Genomic DNA, 25,290 nt, shown 5'->3' with positions numbered 1-25,290 from the left:
AACATGGACAAGCATCATTGCGTATAAGCTAACGGAGGTGTTCATATGCGAAAAGGAAATACAATGAAAGTTAGTACATCCCTACTGGTTTTACTTATGGGATTCTCGCTTGTGGCCTGTGGGAACAGCAGTCCTGCTGCACAGCCACCTGTGAATAATACGGAAGAACACACACCAGCACCGGAGCAAAAGCCTGATGAAAGTGCTGCAATAGAAGCGGAAGGTATTCTCACCGGATGGGCTGATCCGCACACCATCGAGATTCGAGTGAATGAGAAGCCGATGTCTTTCCAGGTGGGCGAAGATCTGCAGAAGTCACTGGATGATATCGATGACGAAGATTCCGTGCGTTTCAAATATGTAGAGAAAACCATTGATGCAACGACGAAACAGCTGGTACTTACAGAGATTGCAAAAATTGAATCAAACGATGACAACAACGGTTCTAATGCAGGCGGTGCTATAACGTCCGATCGCCCGAAGACGTCAGAGCTTGAAGTGACGGTAGAAGGAATGACCGAGAAGCGTCCCGTGACATTGGCACAAGCGAAAGGTTACTCACTTTATGTGTTTGAACCGATGGCTTTTGACGCAGAAGACCATGAATTAACAATGAAGATTGATCCGGATTATGAGGTAGAGATTGAGAAGCTACCGGCAGATTACAATCTGGATATGCTGAAGATGGATGCCAAGGAAGAGTTGTCCGAGACAGGAGAAGTAAAGCAATTAACGACTGAACAACTCAGTAACGGCCCGATGAAGGATGCGGAATTGTACATGATGTCCCAGAATGATAAGAAAACAGAGTATTATATTGTCAAAGAACTGGATGGTAATGGTTTCATTTTCCACATCCAAGCACCCATTGGTGAACCTTCGGAAGGTTTCCTGCCAATGGTATATGCATCCCTCAATTCCATCATGAATGAGTAGAAAAGGGATGAGCCACGCGGGTTAAACCGAACGGCTAAGGGAATGATAACGATCAATAAAACAGCGTGTTTCCTTGAGAGAGGAGATGCGCTGTTTTATTGATGTGGCTATCCTATGAATGTACCTTGCCGTGCAAAGACAAAGAGCCGGAAGGAGTGATGCTGATGCATTGGTTCCTCCCGGCTTCTTGGCCGTGCTACTATTCAGTTTGCAGGATCGAACCAATGCCCTGATCAGTGTTACTCAGGTTAGTATAGTCGATTCTTTGCGCCCTCTGAGTTCTTGATAACGGGCGATTACATTCTGATGAACGGGATGTTCGTCGGGAATTCCCATGCGTTCACGGATGAAGGTGGAGACGCCATCTTCGCGAATCATGTGTTGTAGCTTCATGGCTTCCTCGTCGTGTTTGTCATTAAACAGCATTGCGGCCGCCATAGCAGAAGTTAAATGGGGAATTTCAATTCCGAATTCACTGGCCTGCAGCGCTGGGCGAACAAGCCGGTCATGAGGCGAAAGCTTGCGAAGGGGGGAACGTCCGACCCGGGTAACCTGATCCGTAAGGTTAGGATTGGCGAAGCGCTCCAGTATGGTATCGATATATTTGTTATGCTTCTGGGCGTTGAATCCGTGCTTCTGGATGAGCATCTGACCCGTCTCTTCCATAACATGGCGGACCTTGGCCCGAAGGGTGGAGTTACTCATGACCTGTCGAATGGTCTTGAATCCTTCGAGATAGCCGAAGTATGCGGCGACACAGTGGCCTGTATTTACCGTAAACATTTTACGCTCAATATAAGGCTCAAGGGAATCCACATAATGGACACCATCAATTTCCTTGTAACCATCCAGAAAGGCAGGACGATGAACGACCCACTCATAAAAAGGTTCGACAGTGACCTGCAGCGGGTCCTTGTGGTTTTGAGCCGGAACAATCCGGTCCACTGCTGCATTGGGGAAAGAAATATAACGTTCGGCTTTTTTACGAGTAGGTTCGTCCAGGAATGGATAGATGCGTTTCTTCAGCCTGGTGCTGCCACCGATGGCATTCTCGCAAGCGATAATATGCAGTGGAGTCTGATTATTGTTTTTCATGCGAAGTTGAATGCCCTTGGCGATCGGCTCGGCAATATCTCCGAGTGCAGATACACCCACGGCGGTTGTGATCAGATCGGCTGAAGCGATCTCTTCAGCAACCAGATTCTGCTCATTCACATTGATAGCCGTCACGTTGTTTACAATCGTTGTATCCTGATCGCTATTGGCGAGTGTAATGGGATATTCCTGTCTCTCTTGAAGCAAGGAGATTTTCTTCGGGTTACGTGCGACAAAGCAGACTTCGTAGTCGGAAGCGGACAACATATGACCGATAAAACCGCGGCCTATATTGCCCGCACCAAAATGTACAGCTTTCATGTATGAACTCCCCCTTTAAGGATTGAATCGCGAAATTCGTGCAGACCTTAGACGGTAGTGACGAGTGGCTTCGAAATCAAATCATTAAATGTAAGGTCAGTCAAGCAAGAAAGCCGTTGGTGAGGCATATCGAATTCCAATGTTCCTGTAATGGTATTCGAGATGACTACGCAGTGCATACCAGCCGCAGCAGCTGCACGCGCGCCGTTAGGTGAATCCTCAATCGCTACGGCTTCGTCTGCAGTTACTCCAAGGGCTTCAAGCGCTTGATTGTAGAGTTCCGGATCAGGCTTCACATGTGCAACATCATCTGCCGTACGGATAACTTCAAAATAATCTTTCAGTTTCAATTGTTCCAGATGCTGTTCAACCCACTCCCGTTTGGAGCTGGAGGCTACAGCGAGTTTTAGTCCAGCTTTACGCGCTTCATCAAGATAGTTCTGAATGCCCGGACGAACCACCTCTTTGTTCATCAATGCAGCGTGCTGCAACTGAACGGATTCCCTGAACGCATCCCGATCAATCGGAAGATTCAAATCTGTGATGAGGTACTCATACGGATTAAATGTTTTCAGACTGGTACCGATGCATTGTGAATACATCTCCAGGGTTAAATCCACGCCGTGTTCCTTGTAAGCATCACGAAAAGCAATATACCATGCTGTCTCTGTATCAATAATCGTTCCGTCGAAATCAAACACCAGTGCCTTAATCATAAATTTGTTCCTCCTGTTTCAGAATTAGTTTGGGGATAAAAAAATGAAAATTTTCTGCAAATTCATTCCCGTGCATTCATTAACCTGCGGTATATTAGTTGACGCAATAAACCGGAAATGAATATTGATTTGGGAAAAAATATGCGTTGAAGCTAATAAAACCGTAACATAGGACAAACTGAAGGGTCAAGCGCGTTATGATAGTTTACATTGAAAATTTTCACATGGATGACGCATTTTCTGAAAATGATGGACGTTGCAAACCGTTAAGCCCTTTACATGTAAGCGGTGTACTGAATAAACTGTTTTTTCAGCATAATAAAATAAAACTTTTTTTATGAAAATTGGATGATTTGACCGTTCAACAGCTTTCGACACTTTTATAATAGAAGAAACCATGCCGTGTGCTTTTGTTTTTATTAGCTTTACGCAGGATTAGAGCCTGTGGGAAAATGGAGTAAAAGATCTTGAAAATCAATGAAATAAGGAGGGATATCTTCATGCTTCAAAGGGATCGTTTCGATGGATGTTTGATCGGGCTTGCAGTGGGTGATGCGCTGGGAACTACTGTAGAATTCAGTAGCCCAGGAACGTTTGAACCTGTTACCGATATCGTGGGAGGCGGTGTATTTGGGCTGGAAGCAGGACAGTGGACCGATGATACATCCATGGCTCTGTGTCTGGCAGAAAGTTTGGTGCGCCAGGCAGACTTTGATCCTGCGGATCAGATGCGCAGATACACCAATTGGTACAAGGTCGGGTATATGAGTAGCACAGGTAATTGCTTCGATATTGGTGGGGCTACACGAAGCGCCTTGGAGAGGTTTGGTGTAACCGGAGAAGCCTACAGCGGATCAACGGATCCGATGACGGCGGGCAATGGATCTATTATGAGGCTTGCTCCTGTCGCGATGGCTTATGCCAATCGTCCGCAAGAGGCAGTTCATTATGCCGGGCTTAGCTCCCAAACAACACATGCTGCAACCGAAAGTGTAGAGGCCTGTGAAGTACTGGCGGCTATACTTGTTGCTGGCCTGCGTGGAGCGGACAAGAACGTCATGCTGATGCCGGAGACATGCCGACAGTGGAGGGAAGAGCCTACTTTTTCACCTGCAATTGAAGAGGTTGTTAGGGGTTCGTATCAGAGCAAAGAGCCGCCCGAAATTAAGGGCAGTGGTTATGTGGTTCGTTCACTTGAAGCCGCATTATGGGCTTTTCATAAGTCCTCAAGCTTCGAAGAAGGCGCGTTGTTAGCTGTTAATCTGGGTGATGATGCGGATACCACGGGTGCGGTGTACGGACAAATCGCAGGTGCTTATTATGGACTCAGCGGCATTCCGGCACACTGGCGGGACAAGCTGGCCATGCGTGAAACGTTCGATCAACTAACTGATGCATTGTGGTTGAAAGCCACAGGAAATCATTGATAAAGAGACAGAGGAGAAGAGAACATCTATGAGCAGGGCAGAACACACGACAGAATCAAAAGCTTCGCAGTCTGGTAAACGAGGGGCGTTTCCATTATCCCTGTTTTGCCTGACGATTGGGGCTTTTGCGATTGGTATGACTGAGTTTATTATTATGGGTTTACTGCCCAATGTAGCGACAGACCTGAATGTAAGTATTCCGCAGGCGGGACAACTCATTACGGGATATGCGCTTGGTGTAGCGGTAGGTGCGCCGATCTTGACCGTGTTCACGCACAAGATTCCGCAGAAAAAACTGCTGGTGCTGCTGATGTGCATTTTCATTATCGGTAACGCCTTGTCTGTCATTGCTCCTACCTATGGACTGCTGATCTCGGCACGGATTCTGACGGCATTTGCCCATGGTACGTTCCTCGGTGTAGGTTCGATCATGGCAACACGGCTCGTTGCACCCGAGAGAAGGGCAGGAGCGGTATCGGTTGTTCTTGCAGGGCTCACGATTGCCAACATTATTGGCGTTCCGTTTGGTACGTTTATCGGGCAACAGCTCGGATGGCGGTCGTCCTTCGGGGCAATCACCATTCTAGGCATTATCTCGTTGATTGGCATCATTCGTTTCATTCCCGTTATCCCGCAAGGCGCACCAGCGAACCTCGGGCAGCAGTTCCGAAATCTGGTTCGTCCACAGGTATTATTGGTTCTACTCATTGGCGCGTTGGGCTGTGGAAGTCTGTTCGCCGTATTTACGTACATTACGCCGATGCTTGTAGACATTAGTAGTTTTGCCGAGCAGAATGTGACCTGGATTCTGGTACTGTTCGGTTTCGGTGTTACACTTGGCAACATGGTTGGGGGTCGTCTGGCAGACTGGAAGCTGATGCCTTCCTTGATAATCAACTTCGGCATCCTGGCCGTTCTTCTAGCTGCACTTACGCTTACGCTGGACAATCCTTATCTCGCGGTAATTACCATATTCTTCTGGGGTGTTGCGGCTTTTGGCATTATGCCAGGATTGCAGATTCGAATCATGAATATGACCCGGGAAGCGCCGCTACTGGCAACGACATCAAGTCACTCCGCGTTTAATCTGGGTAATGCAGGAGGAGCCTATCTGGGCGGGTATGCAATTACCCATACGGGACTTATATCCGTACCTTTGTATGCAGCAGTTATTGCCGCATTGGGGTTACTGGGGTTGTTCGTCAGTTTGATGATGGACCGTAAACAGCGTCTGCCGGAATTCCCTGACGCTGTGGAGCCAGCACCGGTGAATTAGAAAAATGGAATGTGAAGCCTTCGCTCCTGCATCGACATGTGGGAGTGGAGGTTTTTTCTAATATCGATTAGTGGGAGAGGAATATGATGTTTTACTACAAAGGTGCGTTTCGGGAAACGGATAATTTCATTTATTTCAAAAGCGATGTTCCATTAGCCGAGAATGATGTCGTCATATTTGGCGAGAAAACATATTTTATTCAAAGTGTGGAGAAAGAATTTCTCCTTCTTCAGAAGGTAGGCTCGATTGTTTCCGTGAGTGTATGAGAATGCACTTATAACGTGGGAAGCCCGCAATTTTTTGAAATTAATACGTATGGTACAATAAGAGCAAGATGAAAATGGATGGTGATGATTATGACGAATCGTATTCAAGATCTGCAAAAGCTTATTAAGCTTACAGGTGAACGTGCCAAGTTGGATGCAAAAGCGAATGGAACATACATTGTGTATCAAGGGGATAACGGGAAAATTGTCAGGGAGTATGCAAACGGCATAATCGAAGAAGTTGAAAATACAGGGATAATTCATGACTAAAGCTAATTCGATCATGTATGTGTTTGCAGGTAATAATGGCAGTGGGAAAAGTACCATTCGTAATATGATTGTAGATAAGCTCGGCATTAGCGTCAATATTGACCCCGATTCTTTGGCGCGTAGGATTGATCCTCTTAATCCAGATCGACGTAAGATATCAGCGGGTAAAGAAGCGATTAAACTTGCAAGGGAATGCATCCATTCTCAACGTGATTTCTCAATTGAAACGACTTTGGCTGGAGGCAATGTGATACGACTGATGCAGGCTGCCAAAGCGAGTAGATTTGAGGTAACCATGTTTTATGTGGGGCTGAATGATGTTCTTCTCAATATTGAGCGTGTCGCTGGTCGAGTTCGAAATGGCGGACATCATATTCCGACGGAAGACATCGTTCGAAGACAAACGACATCTATAAAAAACCTGCTGGCTAATCTTCATCTTATAGATGATTTGGTGGTCATTGATAATAGTCAAGCTTCCGGTGAAATTGTAATGCAGGCCGAGAATTATATCCTGACATATCAAGTGGAAAACTTTCCTAACTGGGTGTTACCGATTGTTGGGGAGCTAGATGGCCTGAAATAAAGCCGATAAACGCTTGTCTACAGAATGTCGTAAAATATTATTGAGACGTGAACACTTAAGGTGGGCTCGATTATTTCCGTAAGTGTGTGAAATCTTCACAAGAGTATTTCCTTTTTCAAGTGTACATGCACTTCTGGGCCCCTGCCTACATACAATAGATCGACCCTGTTCCTCACGTGCTCAGGCCAGATCGTTGTAAAACTGCAGGAGGTGTCATCTGTGCCCGGATTGTTTACCGCTATTGCTCTATTCATTAAGGAGTTAACGTTACTCGTCTCGTATGTCAAAAATAATGCGTTCCCCCAGCCACTGGCTGAGGATGATGAAGCCAAACATTTACGCCTTATGGCTGAAGGCAATGCTCACTCCCGCAATCTGCTCATTGAACACAATCTGCGCCTCGTCGCGCATATCGTCAAGAAGTTCGACAATACGGGTGAAGATCAGGAAGATCTGATTTCCATCGGAACCATTGGTTTGATCAAAGCCATCGAAAGTTTTCAGCAAGGCAAAGGAACCAAACTTGCCACATTTGCAGCGAGATGTATTGAAAACGAGATACTTATGCATCTGCGTTCCCTGAAGAAAACACGCAAAGACGTATCCCTGCATGACCCCATCGGTACGGACAAAGAAGGTAACGAAATTACGCTAATAGATATCCTCGGAACAGAAGCCGACGACGTTGTAGATAAAGTGCAGCTCAAGATCGAAAAAAGCAAAATTTATCGCAATCTCGATATCCTTGATGATCGGGAGAAGGAAGTCGTGGTTGGTCGATTTGGCCTGGAAGCGGGCGGGGAAGAACGTACCCAGCGCGAGATTGCGAAGGAACTGGGCATCTCACGTTCTTATGTATCACGGATTGAGAAACGAGCATTAATGAAGCTGTATCATGAGTTCTATAAGCAAAAATAATATAGCTTAACAGACCAGAGGGCGCCTTTATCGGGAGCCCTTTTTACTATACAACGATGTATTGTTAATAATTTAAGTTGGATCTAACTAACAATAAATATTTTGATTTATAACCTAAATAAAGGAATTTATCTCTGAGTTGAAGAATTTCTTATAAATAGAACAATTTAATACATAAGGAGTATAAATTATAATGAAGCAGCTTTTACAGCAGATGCCACTCTGGTATTGGTTCATCTGGATCGTAGGGATGATTATGATCACGTTTAACATGTTTCAATCGAACTCGGGTATCATCAACTCGCTTGCGCTAATCATGATTAACGTTGCTAATGCTATTCGAGTTTGGAAAAAAGAACGTTCCTTAGCGATTGCCTTTTTAGTTATTGCTGCTCTATGCTTAGTCTTAATTTTAAAATATTTCTATAGATATGTAGTATCAACATGATATGAGATAGCATGAAAATAACGAGAGATCGTATATAAGCGCTGTATCAATTCCACTAGTACAAGCTTACAAGTACACAAACAAGAGCACAAAACCAGGAGGGCGCCTTGCACAAGGTGCCTTCTTTGCTGTGCAAAAAAATATATAAAAGAGGGATAGGTATTCTGGGCAGATTATTATATGATGAGTAATAATATTTTGCATCGTAGAGAGCATGTGCAGAAAGAGAGTGGTGGTTTATCATGCAGCAAGAAACGTTAACAAGGGGATTAAAGAACAGGCATGTGCAGCTGATGGCCATTGGAGGGGCGATCGGAACAGGTCTGTTTCTCGGAGCAGGCAAAACGATCCAACTGACAGGGCCGTCGATCTTGCTGGCCTATATCATCACGGGTGTTATATTGTTCCTGATCATGCGTGCATTGGGGGAACTGCTGCTTAGCAACTTGAAGTATCATTCCTTTGTCGATTTCGTGCGCGATTACCTGGGAAATATGGCGGCATTTATTACAGGGTGGACTTACTGGTTCTGCTGGATTTCCATTGCTATGGCTGACATTACCGCCGTTGGATTGTATACGCAGTTTTGGTTTCCGAATGTACCTCAGTGGATGCCGGGGTTAATTGCGTTGGTCATATTGCTAATCATGAACTTGGCGACGGTCAAGCTGTTCGGTGAAATGGAATTCTGGTTTGCCCTAATTAAAGTCGTGGCCATTTTGGCACTCATTGTTGTTGGTTTATATATGATATTTAAAGGTTTTACAACCGATCAGGGTCCAGCCAGTTTCAGCAATCTCTGGAGTCATGGGGGATGGTTCCCGAATGGACTGCATGGATTCATCATATCATTCCAGATGGTGGTATTCGCCTTTGTAGGCATGGAACTGGTGGGGCTGACAGCGGGGGAAACCGAGAACCCGGAGAAGGTTATTCCGAGAGCGATTAACCAGATTCCGATCCGGGTACTGCTTTTCTACGTTGGCGCATTGCTGATTATTATGAGCATATACCCGTGGAACGCCATTGTGCCTACGGAAAGTCCGTTTGTACAGGTGTTTGCCGCTGTAGGTATTGCGGCCGCTGCAGGGATTGTGAATTTCGTTGTGTTAACATCAGCGGCTTCGGCGTGTAACAGTGCCATTTTCAGTACAAGCCGTATGGTGTTCTCCATGGCAAAAGATCACAACGCGCCTGAGTCGTTTGCACGACTGAACAAGCGAAAAGTCCCTTCCAATGCGCTATATTTTTCTACAATCGTTATTCTGATTGCGATTGTACTGAACTATGTGATGCCGGAGGGCGTATTTACACTAATCACGAGCGTGTCGACTGTATGCTTCATCTTTGTCTGGGGCATCATGGTGATCTGTCATCTCAGATATCGTCGTACTCAGCCGGAACTGGCTAGTCGCAGTCGCTTTAAGTTGCCACTATATCCGTTCTCAAACTATTTAATTTTGGCTTTCCTGGCGTTTGTGCTGGTAGTATTGGCATTGGCTGAGGACACGCGAGTGGCGCTATTTGTCACGCCGGTGTGGTTTATTCTTGTTGCGGGGATCTACCTTTTTAAAAAGAGAAATTTGAGTAATAACAGACAGTAGGTCTTACCATCATTGCAAAATAAAGCCGCCCAATGATATTGGGCGGTTATTCGTATTTAAATTCTTGCAGCCTCTTTGCCTTCACGAATGCTCGCATAGATGGCATCACAGATATCGGTGGTATACTGGCCCGACATCCCTTCAAGTGCCGTGTTGGTGAATGCTGCAACACTAAGTTCTTCTTTTGGATCAACAAACCAGGAATGGCCGTAAGTTCCACCCATCCGCCACGTACCCGGGGATTCCGGTGTACCGGCTGCGACAGGATCTTTAAGTACGGTAAAACCAAGGCCAAACCCTCTGCCTGGCCAGTATGGCATCACGAGATCACCGATTTGATTGGTAGACATCTCAGCGGCAACGGCTTCTGTAAGGAGAGGCTGTCCTCCTTGTCGCAATGCTTCAAGTAAAGTAAGAAAATCTCCGGTACTTCCAACCATACCCGCTCCGCCCGATAAGTAAGCGGAAGTATGATTCGCACGATTGGGTGACAGTCGGAAGCCAGCAGTACCCTCAATAAAAGGAATCAGCTCCAACTCCTTATGAAGGAGACGGGGTTCTTCAGAACCATTAGCGTATGCAGCTGTCAATCGTTCTGAATCCACCGCAACAAAGTCAGTGTCGGTCATGTGGAGTGGACGAGTAACCAGCGTTTGAACAGCTTCTCGTAGTGACATCCCAGTTACCTTTTCGATAACGGCACCAAGTACATCTGTCGCAATGGAATATCTCCACATGTGTCCTGGCTCATACAGAAGAGGAGCAGAAGCCAGCCTTTGCAGATTCTCCTCCAGACTAACTTCAGACCAATCCATTCCGTCTGATACTCCTGCAAGTTCATAGGTTCCCTGGTCTTCTTGGAAGAAACGGTATGTCAAGCCTGCGGTGTGCGTCATCAACTGATGTACTGTTATTGAAGCCTCTTGACCATTGGCAAGTTTGGGCCGGAATGCAGGAAGCCAGCGGGTCACCGGATCATGCAGACTCAGCTTTCCTTGTGAGATTAATGTCAGAGCTGTTGTTGAGACAATAGGTTTGGTTACGGAAGCAAGTCGAAACAGAGCGTTTTCCGACATGGTACGCTTTTGCTCCCTGTCTGCGAAACCAGCAGCCCGGCTGTAAACCAGTTCCCCTCCTAATGCAACCTGTACAACTGTTCCTACGATTCTTTTTTCGCTTAGAGCACGATCAATAGCTTCATCCACATAAGTATGCAATGTCGTCATGTCTTCTTTTCTCATGCTTATCTTCCTCTCACCAACTGATGTATTTGATTTCTCGTGGTAACTATGTTTATTATATAAATGATGGATCTTGTATTACATGGTTTATTAAAGGTGTTATAATGAATTAACGAATATACTTAAGGTAATTTCTGAATATATCTTATGTAATTAAAGGAGTGGATTATATGGATGAAATAGATCAGCATATCCTGTTTCACTTGGAGAATCAGGCGAGATTATCCATGACCGAACTAGGCAAACTGGTGGGGTTATCTCAGCCCGCCGTTACTGAACGAGTCAAACGAATGGAAGAAAAGGGAATCATCGAGGAATATCGAACTGTGATCTCCCCCTCCAAATTGGGCAAACAGAGCACAGCCTATGTTCTTTTTCGTACCCGGGATTGTTATCCTTTCCTGGATTTCTGCCGTGCGTCACCTGAAGTTGTGGAATGTTATCGGATAAGCGGGGAGTACAATTACTTGCTGAAAATCCTCACAGACACCATTCAAGGACTCGAGGAGTTTGAGAATAAGTGTGATCCGTACGGCACTTACATGACTTTAATCACCATGTCTTCTCCAATTGCACATAAGAATCTCGTGGAAGGACCAAATTTGCTGGCACAGGCAGAATAAGATTGTGGTCTTTACAATGAAAAACAGAAGAGGAGTCCACATCAAGTGAACTCCTCTTTCTCCTATGTGTAACACATGCAAAATGTCTTCCTGTTAATTTGCTCTGGTAAATCCATATTTATAAGCACGTATAGCTACAAGTAACGCAGGAATGAGCAAGATAAACAGCGCCCCAGAAAGGTATCCTGCTCCAAATACTTCAAGAAGGATGCCCCCGATGATGCCTCCTCCGCCAATCGCCAGATTCCATGCTGTAACCAGCATCGATTGAGCGACATCTGTGCTTTTGCCTCCGGCTTGAGCGATGGCAGTTTGTAACAGTGTGGCAGCCCCGCCAAACGTAAGTCCCCAGATCATGACGCCAAGAATAATAATGACAGGTTGATGAGTACCGATTCCCATCACGACAGAGGCCAGAGCGAATGATGCCAAGCTAATGATAACCAATCTCCTCAAAAACCGGTCAATAAGCATTCCGGTTAACCAAATTCCAACAATGGAAGTAATACCGAAAATGAGCAAAATCAAGTCTACTCTGTTAGCAAATACGGTCTGGGCAAGGTAGGGAGAAATATAGGTGTATAGAATGTTATGGGCAAGCATCCAGGCCAGAACAACAAACAGAATAGGCCTAACTCCCGGAATTAAAAACACCTTATGCAGCGGAAGACGTTCCCCAGCGGGCTCTCCGGCAAAATCCGGCATTTTCCAGAGAACCCATACGATTAAAGCTACGGTCAGAAAAGATACTATCCCGAAGATGAGGCGCCAGCCGATATAAGAACTGAGAAAACTACCGATTGGGACACCAAGGGCTAGTGCCACGGGTGTGCCGACCATAGCCACGGCCATGGCTTTACCTTTTAACGAATCCGGGACCATCCGACGAGCATAACCTGCTGTCATTCCCCATAACACACCCGCAGAGACCCCCGCCATGAAACGAGCAGCAAGTGTCAGGATATAATCTGACGATAAGGCGGTAACGGTGTTAAAGACAAGAAAACCGCTAATGCATGCCAGCAGAAGAGGTCGGCGTCTCCATCCGCGTGTAGCAGCAGTCAAGGGAATGGCAGCAACAAGTGATCCAATGGCATAAAGAGTCACCAACTGTCCGGTAAGAGCCTCTGTGATCCCCAAGTCTTTTGCAATTTGCGGCAGCAGTCCCGCAGGCAGACTTTCAGTGAGGATGCAAATGAATCCCGCCATGGCTAATGCAAGAAGCCCAGCCCACGGAAGGCGTTCTGAAGATATGGAAGGAATCTCCCTTTGGTTTGGGAGGGATGTGTGAGCGGTCATGAACAAAACCTCATTTCTTATATTTTAATCCTATCCAGAACTATGCATATAAGCTTATCTGAAAAATTCAAACTTTTGCATACAGGATTAAAGGTAAGAAGGGGGTTTTGATATGATATTTAATTTAATTTGCAATTTTATCCGTTAATTCAAAGGGGTGCTGTCTGTTCAACCATTCAAGAATGATATCGACAGGTTCCATGTACCGTTGGCCAACCAGTAAACCCGTATGGGTCGTATCCCACAGTCCGGCATATGCAGCATCAAGCTGCTTGGCGGTTAATTTTCCTCTCTGATCTTCGTCTTCACTGGAAACAGCCTTGATCACCAAGCTGGGGCAATGGATCAGCTCGCCATTAATGGATACACCGCCATCTGCTCCAAACATCACGGAAAATGTGCTAAATGCCTTCGAAGACTCCATCTGAAGATATTTACGCTGAAAAGCAATGTCTTCTGCCGCCTCATCGATACTGGTCAGTTCATCACGGACAGGCGCAGGAATGATGATCCCAGGTGTGATACGATCGCTTCCCGGGTAGGGCATTACCCCATGAACTTCCTTGCTTATACTGGAGTCAATTATAACTAGGCCTGCCAGAGTAGCGGCTTCTGCAATCTTTTGACTGAGGATCCCACCCATACTAAAGCCAATAAGAACGGGAGGTTCGTTGAGTTCCGCCAATACTTCACGAATATCCTCCAAATAATCGTCAAATGTAATCTTTGTCATGTCCATGACCCGACTCTTGTAGTGACTTCTCAGATTCATGACATAACAGGTCCAACCGTGCTGGGCAAAGTGGGGGATGTATTTGCTCCACATCCAACTGCCTGTGTATGCACCGTGAACGAACAGCAGTGGGGGCTTCTTGGTCGTTGTTTTTTCGTCATGAGGAGGGGTTCCTGCGAATATCTCCAAGTGTAAATCATGTTCTCCGATCTTCTTTACCTCATGTTCCGGTAACAATTGAGTGTAGTCCGTCATACCAAAAACCTCCTCTAAACTATTAGTTTGATATAAAACTATTTCTCCAAAAAAAATTAGAAGTTGCTATGAATTTTCATTAAAATTCGCAGCAGTTCTTTTTTCTCCGCTTCCGTAACGTCCGCATAGAACACGTCCAGCATGCGCTGTGATATCTCTTCGAAGACTGGCTTTAATTCTTCGCCTTTTGCAGTTAAAGCCACATGAACAACTCGTGAATCTGTTGCATCACGCTCCTTGAGCACGTATTCTGTCCGCACCAATTTGTCCACAAGTGCAGTCACCGTGGATTTATCCTTGCCAATTTTTTTGGCGATTTCAGCCATAGTCATCCTGTGATTATTGTACAGGGCATAGATAATATCCCCATGGGACGTAGCGAGATCCTGGATTCCCTGCTCAGCCATCTCGGCCAGGATAAAGCGGTTGACCTTCTCTTTAATTTTGGATATGAGTGAAATAGCGTCTCTTGTTTTCATACGTGTAATATAGTTTGTTATCAAACTAATGTCAAGCTTTGTTCCGTGACGATCTGCCCAAGTTCTGCAATATCGCTGTACAGGCTATCGAGTGTGCCTTTGTGATTCGTCGTTTGCAGGAACGTACGTGTATTCATGTCATTCAATCCATCGACGGTACCCACGCGCCAGTCTGCATCAGCGAACAGGTCGCCCCGTCCGAGTACCAGATCCGGACTTGCACCTACAACCAGCTCTTTACCTACATGAAATTCTCAATTGTGAGCGGGTACGTCGTTTTATTTGTATTCTCAACATGCGTCCGGATGTGAATTTCATTGAACGAAGAAGCCCTTTTCTATGTGTTTTAAATTGACAAAGATAATCATTCTCAATTATAATCCGAGAAAACACGTTGTAAATAGCTAAATTCAATGTATTACATTTTACGCGAATTGATGGGGGAAGAGATGGCACAGACGGTTCAGGTTCAGACACAGCGTATGGGAAAAAGAGGATCTCTGGTTCATAGTAAATCCGGGTTTGCTTTACTGATTGCAACTTTAATCATGATTACGATTATTTCTGTAGGAATTGCGGTTTCCATTGGACAAGTACGTATTCCGCTGGCGGAGTCGTATCGTATTCTTTTAACCAAATTAACGGGATTTCAGTGGGGGGCAACACCCATTGAGGCAGGCTCCTTTACCGATATTATCTGGCAGATTCGTTTTCCACGTGTGCTGATGGCGATGTTTATCGGTGCAGGGTTGGCCTTGTGCGGTGCTGTTATGCAGGCTGCTGTGCAGAATCCGCTAGCTGATCCTTACATACTGGGTATATCCTCAGGCGCTTCACTTGGAGCAACTTTTGCAATTCTCATTGGCTTCGGTGCGATTGGTTGGCTGGGTCAGACCGGTGTAGCTTTCTGGGCATTTGCCGGAGCGATGGGGGCTTCTTTGCTGGTACTCACCCTTGCGGGGATTCGGGGGAAAATGACGTCGGTCAAGCTAGTGCTTGCCGGAATGGTGATTAACGCGCTGTGCAGTGCCTTCTCCAATTTTATTATTTATTTTGCCAACAATGCCGAAGGCATCAAAACGGTGACGTTCTGGACCATGGGTAGCCTGGCGGCGTCCGGATGGAACAAACTTCCGTTGGTTGGTATCGTCGTGTTAGTAGCGATTCTATTCTTCCTGTTGCAGTCGAGAGTTCTCAATACGATGTTATTGGGGGATGAAGCAGCCGTTACGCTGGGCATTAATCTGAGTGTGTATCGCAGGCTGTACATGCTGTTAACGGCTTTGGTCACAGGCGTCATGGTGGCAAGCTGTGGCATGATTGGTTTTGTCGGATTAATCATTCCGCATATTGTGAGAGGTCTGGTGGGTTCGGACCATCGTAAAGTGATGCCTGTATCCGTGCTGTTTGGAGCTATTTTTCTCATCTGGACGGACGTGATCGCACGATCCCTTATATCCAGCGTGGAGTTGCCGATCGGTATCATTACAGCCATGATTGGCGCGCCGATGTTTATGTATATGCTGGTCAAAAAAGGCTACGGTTTTGGAGGAAATTAAACATGAAGCTGAACGTAGAAAATGTATCCATTTCTGTGCTGAACACGGACATCATCAAGGACATTTCTTTACAGGTGAACGGTAAACAGTTTGTTGGGCTCATCGGGCCGAATGGTTGTGGCAAATCAACGCTGCTCAAGAGCATCTATAAAGTGATCAAACCGCAGCAAGGCAAGGTTTTTCTGGATAATACAGATATCCTCAAATCCAGCCCGAAGGTCGTTTCCAGACATATGGGCGTTGTCGGTCAATTTAATGAAATGAGTTTTGATTTTACGGTGCGCGAGATGGTCATGATGGGTCGTACTCCACACAAAAAAATGCTGGAGACGGATAATGAACGGGATCACGAAATCGTGGAGCAAGCTCTGGAAAAAGTACATCTGACTGGACATGCAGATCGTAATTACGTGTCTCTGTCTGGTGGAGAGAAACAGCGTGTGGTATTGGCGCGTGTCCTGGCACAGCAACCTGAATTCCTGATCTTGGACGAGCCAACCAACCATCTGGACATCAAATACCAACTTCAGATTCTAAATATTGTCCGTGGACTCGGCATTGGTATACTGGCAGCGCTTCATGATCTCGAACTCGCCGCAGAGTATTGCGATTATCTCTATGTGGTGAAAAAGGGCCAGATTGTTGTACATGGCAAACCGGCTGATATTCTGACTCGTGAGATGATTGGTGAGGTATTCGATGTAGATTGTGAGATCTATAAGAACCCGGTTACGGGCGGCCTGGGCATCGCATACCTTAGCACACGGTAATTAGGACCGTACATTGTTAGAGCACTGTTGATAAGTGCTTACAGGTGCGGTCTTTTGTTTTCTTATTAGTGTGAGGGCGTAGCAGTTGAAGTTTCGGATCGACGGGCTGAGCATGAGCATCTTTGTTGACTTCTTCGAAAATATCTGAGGAGTTATCGCTATTGGTGGAAGAATTGCTGCTGTTCTGGAGATGGGGGGAATTATGCAGTTGGCTGAATCCATAGCTTTCAATCCGCCTACCGGATCGTATACAATAGGGTATTGATGAAGTGAACAAAGGAGCGGGTCACAGTGGCGAAACAGAAATATTATGTTGTCTGGGAAGGTAAGAAGCCCGGCGTGTACAACACATGGGCGGATTGCAAAGCGCAAACGGACCATTATACTGGAGCAAAATATAAATCCTATGAGTCCAAAGCGGCCGCTGAAGAAGCGTATCGCGCCGGATGGAAAGGGAACTGGGGTTCAAGTGCTAGCGGCAGTGGGTCGAAGACGAAATCGGCTAGTAGCGGAAGAAGCGCAGGCATGGAAACGTCGGAGGAAGTGGATTATGACAGCATCTCCGTTGATGTGGGTACGCGTGGTAACCCCGGACCTGTAGAATATAAAGGGGTAGACACCCGCACAGGTGAGATTATTTTCTCTGTCGGACCGATCTCCAAAGGCACGAACAATCTGGGCGAATTTTTGGCCATTGTACATGCCCTCGCACATCTGAAGAAAGAAGGCAGTACCAAAACGGTGTATACCGACTCGGTCAATGCCATGAAATGGCTGAAACAGAAAAAAGTAGCTACAACGTTAGCACGGGACAACTCCACGGAAGAGATCTGGCTGATGATTGACCGGGCGGAGCAGTGGCTCCAGACCAATACGTATAGCAATAAAGTGTTAAAATGGCAGACCAAACAGTGGGGCGAAATCAAGGCGGATTACGGCCGAAAATAAGTGTTTTTCTATAATATGAGCCTTTTATTTCTTGTCTATTATAATCGATATTTACAATTTCCAGTTTCCGCTCTATAATCATCTGAATATGATTAGTTAAACATATGGAGGAGCCTGTCATCTGCAGGCCCTCTTTATCTTTTTGGTCCATTGATTAGCAAGTCCATTCACTAGAACGGGTTATTTGAGTATATATTGCAGGAGGCAGACATGAGTTCCATTTATAAAAGTGAAGAAGGCAAGAGTAGCATTCTTGAAGAGTATGAGATTTATTTGAATGAGTTGGGTGAGGGATTTACACGGGAGTATGTGGAGACACGTTTTGGGAAGACGCATGTTTTATTGACAGGTCCTCAAGATGGCAAACCTTTATTTATTCTACAAGGCGGTAATTGTGTGAACCCGATGACGTTGTCATGGTTCTCTTCCTTATTTAAAGATTACCGGATTATTGCTCCTGATACGATTGGTCATCCTGGCTATAGTGATGAAGCGAGCATCTCGACACGGTTTGATAGTTTGGCATTATGGGTGTCGGATCTGCTGGACCACTATGATATCGAGGAGAGCGCGTTTATCGGTCCATCTTTTGGAGGAGGCATCATCCTCAGACTGGCTACCTATATTCCGGAACGTATCTCGTGCGCCGTATTGGTTGTTCCTGCAGGTCTCGCGGTTAATTCCAAAATTAAAACAGCTCAAGATATTACACTGCCGCTCGTCAAGTACCGCATGACTTCTTCACCCTCTTCTTTGCAAAAAATTACGGACAACATGTCTTGCAACTGTATGAAAGAAATGGATAAAAACATTATCGGCAAACTTTTCAAGTATGTCAGTATCGAGCAGGATCTGCCGAAGCTCACGGATCGGGAAGAACTGGTGAACTATACGTCACCAACCTTGTTATTAGTCGGAGAGAAGGATGTCTTTTTCCCCGCGGATAAGTGCATTGAACGGGCTCAAAAGATTATTCAAAATGTTCAAGCCATCAAGTATGATACAGGACATTTTCCTTCACAGGACGTATTGGTTCAGATGAATGAGGAAATACAGCAGTTTTTACAAAAGAATTATTAAAAAAGAATCTGCAAGAGCTGGACGGAGAAATGTTTTTTTCCAGTTTAATAAAGTAATTCGCTTTATCTGTCGATAGAGTATATAAGAGATATTTTGTTCTATAGAAGAATTTCATATGGCTTAGGAACAGTTCATAGCCAGTGTGGTATAATTAATATTTAAATATTTCGCGTTAAGGTGTTTCAAATTGCATCATTTGGTTTATATGTATAGTTGGCGATGAATTGCTTACTGGTTGAACCAAATGATGCATTTACGCGGAAAGTCTTCCGATCGACAAGGTTGAAAAGAGGTCTGTTATGAGAAAAGACAATTGCAAAATGGCATTGCAGCGCAATGTGATTATAAATGATACATATCAGGTAAGACAGGTATTAGCCAGCAGTGAGTTGGCTATTGTATATGCAGGGCGAGATCGGAATACGGGCGCCAAGGTAGCCATTAAGGAATTTTTCCCCCAGAGAATAGCTGAACGTCAGGCAGATAAGCGGGGAGTATTTTGCTCTTCGCGAGGATACGGTGGGCAATACCAGGAGTTGCTTGGTGCATTTTTACTCGAAGGTGAACTGTTATCGAAACTGGATCATCCTCATATTGTTTCGTATTTGGATCATTTTGAAGCGAATGATACGGGGTATCTGGTTATGGAATACTGCGCGGGGATTACGTTGACTGAGTATTTGAATGAACACAATCATGCGCTCGATGCTGCATTCATAACGGAGACACTGCTTCCACTGGTGGATACGCTGGATTATATACATAAACAAGGCATTCTTCACCGGGATGTGAAACCTTCCAACATTATGGTGATGGAGGACGGTACACCGAAGCTTCTCGACTTCGGCTCAGCTACCCGCTGGCCTATGCAATCTGGTGAGAAACAGTCGATATTCACATCGGCAGGTTATTCTCCACTGGAGTTCTATTCAGAGAAATCCAGTCAGGGACCCATGTCGGACATCTATAGCCTTGCGGCTCTGCTCCATTATTGGACATGTGGGCAACCCCCTATGGATGTGAAACAGCGGTTGTTCCAGGATGAATTGCCATCTGTTCGTTCACATAATGAGTATGTGAATCCTTGGCTGGCTCGTGTTATTCATTGGGGTCTAACGGTTCGTTCCGAGAAACGTTGCGCTTCCCTGGCCTGGGTCAAAAGCTCGCTGCGAGTTCAAGCCTGGGTGTGGAAAGTGCGTAAACCAGGTACAGTGGAATGGTCTTTCGCCGAGAATGAACATACACAGGTCTATGAAGTGGAGCCGAAAAAGCAACATGAGATGGCGTAAGCAGGCGTGACCTATGTTCATAAAGTGGATGCACTTAAATGAGCATAGCAGTTGAATATATGAACAACATAAACAAGCCAGTTCTTACCCTTGAAGGGGACGAACTGGCTTGTTTTCTTTTATATTTTGAGAGAAAGCATGCATCAGTGTGCACATAGTTAACACACAATGTTTACTGTGAATCTCTCTTTTGTCCTACATAGATATTGGTACTTGGTTTGATGGCTTTGTAACGAATTTCGATCTCCGTAACACCATCCTCAAACGTAATATACAACTTTTCATTGTACTCCATAGCTTCCGTGTGTCTGCGCTTCACTGGTGTTCGGCCTCGGACAACCGTACAATTCGTATCGTGCCGTACCAATAACGTTTCTTTTTTACCGGCTTCCAGCCAGATTCGTCCCGACTCCGGTACTTTGACCCCGACATCCATTCGATCAAACAGCTCACGGAGACTTACTTTTCGGTGGTCCAATGAAGTCAGAGGCCAATTTGTCACCGGTATATCCTCTCCGTTCGCTGTAGCTAGAAAGTATCCTTCCAGTCTTCCGCGGAATACGGGTTTTGGCTTCAATACGAACCAATACAGTGCGAAAATTCCACCAGCAAGAAGCAGGCCCAATCCCGTATATAAGAGTACCTTTTCACGTAAAGAATGAATTTGCAACGAAATATCTGTCGTTATACTTGCTCCTTCAGAATCCGTTGCTGTCACCTTGATGGTGGAACTTCCAGTGTGAAGAGAAGACCATCGCAACAGGTTACCTTCAATGATGGCCTCCCCGAGCTTGCGTTCATTTCCACCTTCAGCAAGGACATACGTTAATGGATCATTATTGGCATCCTTAAAGTAGTTGTTCAGGTCGACATCTGTATTGCTGTCATCTTTGGATAACACCATGGATTCGCCTGTGGCTACGGGTGCTTGATTCGTAATGTCTACTTCAACCGGAGTAATTTCTCGATAAAAGTCTGGACCGTCGATCCGTAGTCCCCATGTGTACAGATCTGACTTGGGAAAAGTGTATTTTCCCGTAAATCCGCTGCCTGTATTGGTCAGAGGAATGCGTTCTGTTTTTCCATCAGATGGAGTTACAATGAGTTCCGCTTCCAGTCCCTTGTACACATCCAAGTCCTGAATGGGTTTAGGGTCCACAGCCTGATCGTAGAGGGATGCCGCAAATGTGATGCTCTTCCCTTTAACTGGCTGCTCCGTTGCCATATTTGCGACCGCAGAGACGTTGTAATTCCCTAATAGGTTAATCTTCACCAGATCACCGCTACGGCCTTTGAATTTCAGTTTGAACTGTCCTTTGACCGGACGAATGATCTTCATCAGAGCATATTTATCAGACCGAATGAAGCTGACATTGCTCGACTGATAATAGAGCTGAGCTTCCGAGACGGCATGATCAGAGAGCATGATAATGTTGGCATCCGCCATGCTGGAGTTAGGAATATCCACGGTTACTTCCTGCATTGCTCCGGTTGCAGTCACAGCTGCTACAGATACAAGAACAGATTGAATCTGATCTGCAAAAATACGATTGAAGATTTCAGGCAGATCGTCCGCACTTCCGGTGATAAAGGAAGAACCACCCGTTTCTTTGGCGATACGCTCCAGTTCTGCCGGGTTAACGGTACCATCGCGGTTTAGTCCCACAGTATAGATGGGATAACCAGCTTGTTGTGCCATCTCAATAACCTTGTCCACATCTTTGGATGAGTCGGTAGGTGTTCTGCTCGTCGATCCTCGTAAATCCGTTTCTCCGTCAGAGAGCAAAATCATAAATGGCTTTCGTTTGTCCGTCTTGGATTGTTCAAGCAGACTAGCGCCTCGGCGTAAGCCAAGTCCGAGATCTGTATATCCTGAACGTTTTAAGCCATCCACACGGCTACGAAGATTATTGCGAGCTCCAGAGGATGAAATATCCATCAGTGGTACGGATGAAGTGATCTTGTCATTATAAGCTACGAATCCCAATCGGGTCTTAGGTCCACTACTCATGTCCATAAACATATGTATAACTTCTTCGGCAATGCGATCTTTATCGGTCTCATTCATAGAGTAGCTAACATCCAGGACAAACATGGCATCGAGTCCTTCATACGTCTGGGTCTTGACGGATGATTCAGCGTATAGGCTCCCCATGTCCCATGCTGGAATTAAAAAGCTGATTACCAAGAGAGAAAAAAATGTTTTTTTGAATTTTGTTAATATCATACGATGCTTTGAATCTCCTTTCTGTTTTGGGCACTGCAATTGTTTTTAGAGGTCAAACTGTTTTTTGTTGAAAAACTTTTGTTTCTACTCGACAAAACCCCGTTATGCGTAGTTTTGATAAATGAAGAATATTGCAACACCGCATACGTTAAGGTGATTTCCTCTTGATTAGGGGGAAAACTCCACTAGTTTTAAATCATTGAACATCATCCAGATTATAGGATATTCTTTATCATCGGCATGATTCGATGGGAAGTGAAGCGAAAATCGGAAATTAGTTCTATAGGTATATCGAAGTCACAAAAATGAGCTTTTAGACCTATATAGGGTAATATTGACAAAACATATCACTGATGATTAAGATGAATTCCATAAATCTCCAAAGCAAACGGCATAATCTGGTACATAAGTTCCAGTCATATGTTGACAGCTCGTTCTATTGGACTTGTGATCGCCTGAGAAGATGATTCTCTTAGATCATGACCAAAGACTGATAGAGCGTGCGGAGTGTCAAAAATTGATGGAGGGGGGGAAGCATTCGCCCGAATGAACCATCATTAGGGGGATGTTGCCTGAATGGATATTATTAATCAAACGAACCGAACGATGCTTTTTGAAGAGATCAATCCTGAGAAAATGGATTTGATTACGATTGTCGGTGACGTAAAAGGGATCGACAGTCTGAATGATGACAAGATCAAGGAGATCAATGAACACCTGCTTGTACGAAGCTTCGATGAGTTTTTGGACAAGTTTTCTCCCAGTGTGTATTCCTTTTTCAATGCGGTAAACCAGAAAGTCATGTATACGCTCAAAAAGCCCGAAGGGATTCCGGATGAAGCAATCTCTGAGATCAAAATTGATCATAGCAATGACTTCCTAAGAATGTTGTTTACCCTGATCGATACCAAACGCAGCCAGGGGATTACGAATGTAGATTTCAAGTTTGAGAATTTGCTGGATATGATCTCACCGAAAAAGGTTATGGATGACATTCGGCAGGTACGGAAAGAAATTCATTACATGTACGGCCAGCATGAGAAGCTGGATGACGGGGACCCGAAGAAGTTGGATATCGGGGATAAACTTAATGTCATGTTTGAAGATGCCAGCCGGAACTATAACAATGTCATGGCGATGCTGCCACTGGCTATCGAAGATATCAAGACCCGCTTGTTGCTGGGCCGTGCTCAAGAAGAAACTTCTTCCGAAGCGATTCAGGTAGGACAACTCACGATTGGTGAGAGTGGAGAATTGAAAATTATCGAAGCTCCAAAGAGTGATAACAACGAGTTGATGCTCCTGGATGAGTCGACAAGCACAGATTTGACTCAGGTGTTTGCCGAAGATTATGATTCACTCTCCGAGGCACCTTCACCGTATGTACAGGATCTGGTCGTTCGTACATTCTGCCCACTGCCTGCGGTTCAGACGGATGTCGATACGGCAGTTGAAGTACAGAATTACAATACATACCTGGAATTTTACAAGAACGCCAAGGATGACTTTGTAAAAACCGTAAAACCGCTGGTAGAGAAAATTTTGGGTGTCAAAATGTTCTTTGATCAATATGCGACCAAAAACAAAGGCATGCTGCCTTCCATGCTGATTGCCAATGCCAAGCTGGATATGCTGGTCAAGAGCAGTAACATTCCGCGGCTGGAGACTTATCTCAACACAGTCAATGCGAAGAATGATTTTACCGACACCATTTGGTTCGGAATTGTTCCTTCCGTTGAACTGGAGAATACGGGACAAGTTCAAGTCAGTCGAGCCCGTTTCCGTGGTAACGAGAAAGTGGTTAAACAAGACGGAAACAGTATGGAATCCTTGTCGATGCTTCTGCAAGTCGTTAAAGACTACAAAGTACAAGTATTCTTCAGCTTTGAATCCGGAGAAGAGACTACATTCAGCAGCATGGCTACTGCGGGTATCGATAAATATATTGATAAATGCTCGGTATTAACTCGCAAGGACTACAGCGAATTCGCCATTCCAAGTGCTCCGAATTTCACCATTATTCCGAAAGAGAAATCCGGTGTCGTTATCGACAGCCGTATGCTTCAGACAGAGAATGGTGTGGAACTTTCCAAGGAGAAAGAAGACATTCTGAAGCTGTGGATTGAAGGTGTGTATGTCGGTGCGTCTTATGTATCTGCCGGAATTGTGGCTGCATATCAGTGCCCCGAGTATCTACGAGGCGCATTCAAAACCGTGAACCGGGATTATCCAGGTGTGCGTTTTGATATTGAGGCAGGCGATAATAGTTTGCGTGTAGTGACTACGATGACCAAAGAAATCTCCGGATTCACGAACACCATCAAGGATTCGATTAACCGGAAAAACTTTGGATTTATTTTCTCATCGGAAAATGCCCAAATCCAGGATAGCGACATCAAGCGGATCACGGTATACAAAGCGAGAAGCATGGCGATGTCCGAAGATGGCTTTGATTCCTTGTATAAAACACTCGTAAGTACTTACATTGAGCGCTTGCTCCGTTTCCAGACGGGTGATTTCAAGCATGAAAATATCGTCAAATTCTTCAGCAACAATCCGAGCAGTCAGAAGAGTCGGTGGCTGGGAACCCGAGGGTCGATCAATTCGATCATTCAGGAAGGTGACGATATGAGCTTTATCATCGATGAGAAGAGCAATATGTGCCACATTGACCTGGTATTTAACGGCAACGTGAAGAACCTGGAGGTCATGATTACCAAAGGCACCAGCGCGATGAAGGTGTAAGAAACTGGAGTGGGTACAAGTTTTAGAAATGGAATATGATTCTTTAAACAACGAATTATAGACATTTATTTTGGTGTTAAAGGCAGCCTTCATGGCTGACCTTATACATATATTCCGGTATCTCTCCCCAGATGGAGAGCATGCCGGGCACATTGTTTTCTAATCTTAAGGAGGTTTTT

At 45.2% G+C, this 25,290-nt stretch carries 23 protein-coding genes; 16 read left to right on the top strand and 7 right to left on the bottom strand.

Annotated features, from left to right (window positions below; genetic code table 11):
• The first annotated feature begins 45 nt into the window (after window positions 1-45).
• Complete coding sequence (locus tag WFI24_RS15685) at window positions 46-936, top strand: hypothetical protein (protein ID WP_336762174.1); 891 nt, start codon at window positions 46-48, stop codon at window positions 934-936.
• Window positions 937-1,179: 243 nt separating this feature from the next.
• Here the strand turns inward: WFI24_RS15685 and WFI24_RS15680 are convergent, their stop codons facing one another.
• The gene (locus WFI24_RS15680) at window positions 1,180-2,352 is read right to left on the bottom strand and encodes a mannitol-1-phosphate 5-dehydrogenase (protein WP_336762172.1); all 1,173 of its coding nucleotides are present in this window, start codon (window positions 2,350-2,352) and stop codon (window positions 1,180-1,182) included.
• A gap of 47 nt (window positions 2,353-2,399) precedes the next feature.
• Window positions 2,400-3,068, bottom strand: a complete 669-nt coding sequence (locus tag WFI24_RS15675) for an HAD family hydrolase (protein ID WP_336762170.1) — start codon at window positions 3,066-3,068, stop codon at window positions 2,400-2,402.
• Window positions 3,069-3,568: 500 nt separating this feature from the next.
• On the opposite strand from WFI24_RS15675, the gene WFI24_RS15670 reads away from it, so the two are divergent.
• From WFI24_RS15670 to WFI24_RS15635, 8 genes are all read left to right on the top strand, one after another.
• Window positions 3,569-4,495 (top strand): ADP-ribosylglycohydrolase family protein, encoded by a 927-nt coding sequence (locus WFI24_RS15670; RefSeq protein ID WP_145323454.1) that lies wholly within the window; start codon window positions 3,569-3,571, stop codon window positions 4,493-4,495.
• Between the two features lie 28 nt (window positions 4,496-4,523).
• On the top strand, window positions 4,524-5,771 hold the full coding sequence (locus tag WFI24_RS15665; RefSeq protein ID WP_336762167.1) for an MFS transporter: 1,248 nt from the start codon (window positions 4,524-4,526) through the stop codon (window positions 5,769-5,771).
• A gap of 83 nt (window positions 5,772-5,854) precedes the next feature.
• Entirely contained in the window at window positions 5,855-6,037 is a 183-nt protein-coding gene (locus WFI24_RS15660; protein ID WP_336762166.1) for a hypothetical protein, read from the top strand.
• A gap of 90 nt (window positions 6,038-6,127) precedes the next feature.
• Entirely contained in the window at window positions 6,128-6,307 is a 180-nt protein-coding gene (locus WFI24_RS15655; RefSeq protein ID WP_336762164.1) for a hypothetical protein, read from the top strand.
• Window positions 6,300-6,893 carry a zeta toxin family protein gene (locus tag WFI24_RS15650; protein WP_336762162.1) on the top strand — a complete coding sequence of 198 codons (594 nt, stop codon included), beginning with the start codon at window positions 6,300-6,302 and terminating at the stop codon, window positions 6,891-6,893. The genes WFI24_RS15655 and WFI24_RS15650 overlap by 8 nt, the downstream gene beginning before the upstream one ends.
• A 219-nt stretch (window positions 6,894-7,112) precedes the next feature.
• Window positions 7,113-7,811 (top strand): RNA polymerase sporulation sigma factor SigK, encoded by a 699-nt coding sequence (sigK, locus tag WFI24_RS15645; protein ID WP_145323447.1) that lies wholly within the window; start codon window positions 7,113-7,115, stop codon window positions 7,809-7,811.
• Between the two features lie 193 nt (window positions 7,812-8,004).
• Window positions 8,005-8,259, top strand: a complete 255-nt coding sequence (locus WFI24_RS15640) for a hypothetical protein (protein ID WP_336762159.1) — start codon at window positions 8,005-8,007, stop codon at window positions 8,257-8,259.
• Window positions 8,260-8,501: 242 nt separating this feature from the next.
• The gene (locus WFI24_RS15635) at window positions 8,502-9,863 is read left to right on the top strand and encodes an amino acid permease (RefSeq protein ID WP_336762157.1); all 1,362 of its coding nucleotides are present in this window, start codon (window positions 8,502-8,504) and stop codon (window positions 9,861-9,863) included.
• A 56-nt stretch (window positions 9,864-9,919) separates the two neighbouring features.
• Here the strand turns inward: WFI24_RS15635 and WFI24_RS15630 are convergent, their stop codons facing one another.
• On the bottom strand, window positions 9,920-11,104 hold the full coding sequence (locus tag WFI24_RS15630) for a serine hydrolase domain-containing protein (protein ID WP_336762155.1): 1,185 nt from the start codon (window positions 11,102-11,104) through the stop codon (window positions 9,920-9,922).
• 170 nt (window positions 11,105-11,274) lie between these two features.
• On the opposite strand from WFI24_RS15630, the gene WFI24_RS15625 reads away from it, so the two are divergent.
• Entirely contained in the window at window positions 11,275-11,727 is a 453-nt protein-coding gene (locus tag WFI24_RS15625) for an Lrp/AsnC family transcriptional regulator (RefSeq protein WP_145323415.1), read from the top strand.
• Window positions 11,728-11,820: 93 nt separating this feature from the next.
• On the opposite strand, the gene WFI24_RS15620 is transcribed toward WFI24_RS15625, so the two are convergent.
• The 3 genes from WFI24_RS15620 to WFI24_RS15610 all read right to left on the bottom strand — a co-directional run bounded on the left by WFI24_RS15620 (window position 11,821) and on the right by WFI24_RS15610 (window position 14,517).
• Window positions 11,821-13,026 carry an MFS transporter gene (locus tag WFI24_RS15620; protein ID WP_336762153.1) on the bottom strand — a complete coding sequence of 402 codons (1,206 nt, stop codon included), beginning with the start codon at window positions 13,024-13,026 and terminating at the stop codon, window positions 11,821-11,823.
• Window positions 13,027-13,150: 124 nt separating this feature from the next.
• Entirely contained in the window at window positions 13,151-14,014 is an 864-nt protein-coding gene (locus tag WFI24_RS15615) for an alpha/beta hydrolase (RefSeq protein WP_336762151.1), read from the bottom strand.
• Window positions 14,015-14,070: 56 nt separating this feature from the next.
• Window positions 14,071-14,517 (bottom strand): MarR family winged helix-turn-helix transcriptional regulator, encoded by a 447-nt coding sequence (locus WFI24_RS15610; protein WP_336762149.1) that lies wholly within the window; start codon window positions 14,515-14,517, stop codon window positions 14,071-14,073.
• A gap of 458 nt (window positions 14,518-14,975) precedes the next feature.
• On the opposite strand from WFI24_RS15610, the gene WFI24_RS15605 reads away from it, so the two are divergent.
• The 5 genes from WFI24_RS15605 to WFI24_RS15585 all read left to right on the top strand — a co-directional run bounded on the left by WFI24_RS15605 (window position 14,976) and on the right by WFI24_RS15585 (window position 20,139).
• Window positions 14,976-16,052 carry a FecCD family ABC transporter permease gene (locus WFI24_RS15605; protein ID WP_442956228.1) on the top strand — a complete coding sequence of 359 codons (1,077 nt, stop codon included), beginning with the start codon at window positions 14,976-14,978 and terminating at the stop codon, window positions 16,050-16,052.
• Between the two features lie 2 nt (window positions 16,053-16,054).
• Complete coding sequence (locus WFI24_RS15600) at window positions 16,055-16,822, top strand: ABC transporter ATP-binding protein (protein WP_336762145.1); 768 nt, start codon at window positions 16,055-16,057, stop codon at window positions 16,820-16,822.
• A 291-nt stretch (window positions 16,823-17,113) separates the two neighbouring features.
• Entirely contained in the window at window positions 17,114-17,770 is a 657-nt protein-coding gene (gene rnhA, locus WFI24_RS15595; RefSeq protein WP_336762143.1) for a ribonuclease H, read from the top strand.
• Window positions 17,771-17,980: 210 nt separating this feature from the next.
• Window positions 17,981-18,850, top strand: coding sequence for an alpha/beta fold hydrolase (locus WFI24_RS15590; RefSeq protein ID WP_336762141.1), 870 nt, complete (start codon window positions 17,981-17,983; stop codon window positions 18,848-18,850).
• Between the two features lie 299 nt (window positions 18,851-19,149).
• Window positions 19,150-20,139: a serine/threonine protein kinase gene (locus WFI24_RS15585; protein WP_336762140.1), complete on the top strand. Its 990-nt coding sequence runs from the start codon at window positions 19,150-19,152 to the stop codon at window positions 20,137-20,139.
• A 172-nt stretch (window positions 20,140-20,311) separates the two neighbouring features.
• Here WFI24_RS15585 and WFI24_RS15580 read toward each other — a convergent pair whose 3' ends face one another.
• Window positions 20,312-22,366 carry a vWA domain-containing protein gene (locus WFI24_RS15580; protein ID WP_336762139.1) on the bottom strand — a complete coding sequence of 685 codons (2,055 nt, stop codon included), beginning with the start codon at window positions 22,364-22,366 and terminating at the stop codon, window positions 20,312-20,314.
• Window positions 22,367-22,942: 576 nt separating this feature from the next.
• Between WFI24_RS15580 and WFI24_RS15575 the strand changes: the two genes are divergently transcribed.
• A complete protein-coding gene (locus WFI24_RS15575) occupies window positions 22,943-25,111 on the top strand; it encodes a transcriptional regulator (RefSeq protein WP_336762137.1) in 2,169 nt (722 codons plus the stop codon).
• Window positions 25,112-25,290 lie beyond the last annotated feature (179 nt).

The organism is Paenibacillus sp. USHLN196 (assembly GCF_037144955.1).
GTDB classification, from domain to species: Bacteria; Bacillota; Bacilli; order Paenibacillales; family Paenibacillaceae; genus Paenibacillus; species Paenibacillus xylanexedens_C.
The sequence above is the reverse complement of the archived record's forward strand: the minus strand, read 5'-3'. Positions and strand labels throughout refer to the sequence as shown.